Annotated in this window: 2 protein-coding genes; both read right to left on the minus strand. The window is 47.5% G+C overall.

The features are described from left to right. Window positions 1-112 precede the first annotated feature (112 nt). Window positions 113-2035, minus strand: a complete 1923-nt coding sequence (gene glmS / locus WBA89_RS28210) for a glutamine--fructose-6-phosphate transaminase (isomerizing) (protein ID WP_424410936.1) — start codon at window positions 2033-2035, stop codon at window positions 113-115. A gap of 161 nt (window positions 2036-2196) precedes the next feature. Continuing rightward, complete coding sequence (psaC, locus tag WBA89_RS28215) at window positions 2197-2442, minus strand: photosystem I iron-sulfur center protein PsaC (RefSeq protein ID WP_015175986.1); 246 nt, start codon at window positions 2440-2442, stop codon at window positions 2197-2199. Window positions 2443-3025: the final 583 nt, after the last annotated feature.

Below are 3025 nucleotides of genomic sequence, written 5' to 3' on the forward strand. Positions count from 1 at the left end.
GAGACAGACTAATGACTAATGACTAATGACTAATGACTAATGACTAATGACTAATGACTAATGACTAATGACTAATGACTAATGACTAATGACTAATGACTAATGACTTCCCTTATTCCACCGTCACCGACTTCGCCAAATTGCGCGGCTGATCCACATCCAAACCCCGACGCGCCGCAATGTGATAGGCCAATAATTGCAGCGGAATTACTGTCACAATCGGCGACAACAATTCATCCACCAAAGGTACCGGCAAAACGTGGTCAAAAATCTCGGCTTCCGCTGCGCCCTGCTTCGGGGTAACGCCAATTAAACGTGCGTCGCGGGCCTTGGCTTCCTGAGCGTTGGAAAGCACTTTTTCGTAGACGCTTCCGGGCATGGCGATCGCCACTACAGGCACTTTAGCATCCAAAAGGGCGATCGGGCCGTGTTTCATTTCTCCCGCCGGATATCCTTCAGCGTGAATATAGCTAATTTCCTTCAGTTTCAGGGCTCCTTCCAAAGCAATCGGAAAATTAATTCCCCGCCCCAAAAAGATAAAATCTTGAGTTTCGGTAAACAGGTGGGACAATTCATCGACATACTGTTCTTGAATCTCCAAAAACTTCTCAATTTCCCCTGGCAATTGGCGCAAACCAGCAATAATTTCTATTAATCTCTCCGTGCTGATTGTTTGCCGTTGGTACGCCAAATCCAAAGCTAAGAAATAGAATGCCATCAACTGAGTGACAAAAGTTTTAGTAGCAGCCACGCCGATTTCTATACCGGCGTGGGTGCTGATTACGTGCGGCATCATGTGGGCGATCGAGCTTTCAGTACCGTTAGTAATGCCCAACATTCTCGCGCGAAATTTATCGGTAAAACCCGCACGGCGCTGCTGTTCCATCCCCAAAGCAGCCAGGGTGTCCGCCGTTTCTCCAGACTGCGTTACCCCAATAGTTAAAGTATTTGCTGTCAGCGGTGCCGGTGCGTAACGGTACTCAGAAGCGTACTGCACCGCAGTAGGAATATTCGCTAACTGTTCCAACAAATATTTGCCAATTAGCGAGGCGTGCCAGCTCGTTCCGCAGGCGAGAATTGAAATTTGTTCGACACCGGCACAAAGTTCTTCGGGCAAGTTGAGATTGATGGGAGAGCGCAGATTTCCCGGCTGCCAATCGCTGTCTAAATAAGCATCCAAACAAGCTCGAACTACGGCCGGCTGTTCGTAAATCTCCTTGTGCATGAAGTGTTTGAAGCCTTGTTTTTCGACTAAAACCGGACTCCAACCAAGGATGCGCGGGCTTTTTTTGAGCCTTTCCCCTGTAAAATTGTAAACTTCGACTCCCATCGGAGTTAGCCTAGCCAATTCGCCATTTTCCAAGGACAAAACGGTGCGGGTGTGAGATATTAAGGCCGGCGTGTCGGAAGCGCAGAAAAATTCGCCAGCACCAAAGCCAATTACCAAAGGAGCTTGCTGTCTGGCCAGAATTATTTCGTCTGGAAAGTCGGCGCAAATCGCAGCGATCGCAAAAGCTCCTTCTAACCGATTTACAACCTTTGAAACCACTTCCAAAAACGACAAATCAGCAATTTCCTCTGCTGTTGGATCTTTTTCTTCTGCCTTCTGCCTTCTTTCTTCCGCAAAAAAATCAGCTATTAAATGAGGAATAACTTCTGTATCCGTATCCGAGACAAATTTATGTCCCTTCGCTTTCAATTCTTTCCGCAACTCGCGATAATTTTCGACAATGCCATTTTGAACAACGGCAATTCGCCCGCTATTATCCATGTGAGGGTGAGCGTTATATTCCTCTGGCTTGCCGTGAGTTGCCCAGCGGGTGTGTCCGATGCCGGTGGTAGCCGGAGAGTCTATCTCTGCTAGCTTTTCCCGGAGGTTGTGCAATTTGCCCTTTGCTCGGATGCAGGTAATTTCTCCTTCGGAGATGGTAGCCAGGCCCGCTGAATCGTAGCCCCGGTATTCTAGTTTCTCCAATCCTGCTAGCAAAATCTCGCTTGCTGCTTGCGTGCCGATATAGCCAACGATTCCGCACATTTAAGGTAAAACTCCTGCTTAGCGATCGCCATAAAACCCAAGTTTTATCATTTTTAGCTTCTTCGTGCCACAAAATGCAGATTTTGCGACAAAAAGAGAGGGGGCAATTTAATCGCCCCCTCTGTGTGTGCCCGTAATTCGATCGGCGTGCCGATCGATATTTAGTAGGCTAGACCCATACTGCGAGTAGTTTCTGCTCCCAGGTAAACCCGGATGCTTAGAAAATCGGTAGGGCAAGCAGTTTCGCAACGCTTGCAACCTACACAGTCTTCTGTGCGGGGAGATGAGGCAATCTGAGCCGCTTTGCAGCCATCCCAGGGCACCATCTCCAAAACATCAGTCGGACAAGCGCGGACGCATTGAGTGCAGCCGATGCAGGTATCGTAAATTTTGACTGAATGAGACATTGAATAAAGGCTCCCAACGAGTCACTAAAAATTTGCTAGCTCTGCGGATTAACAGATTTGACGGCGACGTGCCACCGCTATAGCCTGCACAGAGAGTTAAGCGTTAGTTTACCCCAGTGCCTGGAAGCACTTCCCCAAAAAGCGACAAAACTTCACAGTTATTCACGCTGGGAGTTGATTTTTGACACATACAGTCCTGCACGCATGAATATCAAAGAAACCGCATTTTTGAGCAGTTTTCAAGGCTAAAATGCAGTTTTTTCCTAAAAAACCCGGTTTTTGACCATCCGTGCGTCCTTGATTGTTTAACAAGATTCACAAAGGAATCGGTTTGACGGATGGCATCGAAATCACGATCGATATTAGCCAGCCACGGACACACAGAAAACGCAATCGTCTCCGAAAAGAACGTAGTGAAAAAATCTCAAAGCCTAGTTAGATTAAATCTCCGCTCTCCATCGTCCTGTATTCATCTCTCTCATCTCTTCCTCTGTGTTCTCTGCGTCCTCTGCGGTTAAATAATTCCGATCCCACAAAAATTGATATTGCACCGTTACCATGCGTCTAGGACTCCCGATCGGTT

Origin of the sequence: Microcoleus sp. (assembly GCF_049646505.1) — a bacterium.
Taxonomy (GTDB): Bacteria; Cyanobacteriota; Cyanobacteriia; order Cyanobacteriales; family Microcoleaceae; genus Microcoleus.

Coding starts and splice junctions, on each gene's coding strand:
- glmS (WP_424410936.1), bottom strand. CDS start 2,035: ATGTGCGGAATCGTTGGCTATATCGGCACGCAAGCAGCAAGCGAGATT.
- psaC (WP_015175986.1), bottom strand. CDS start 2,442: ATGTCTCATTCAGTCAAAATTTACGATACCTGCATCGGCTGCACTCAA.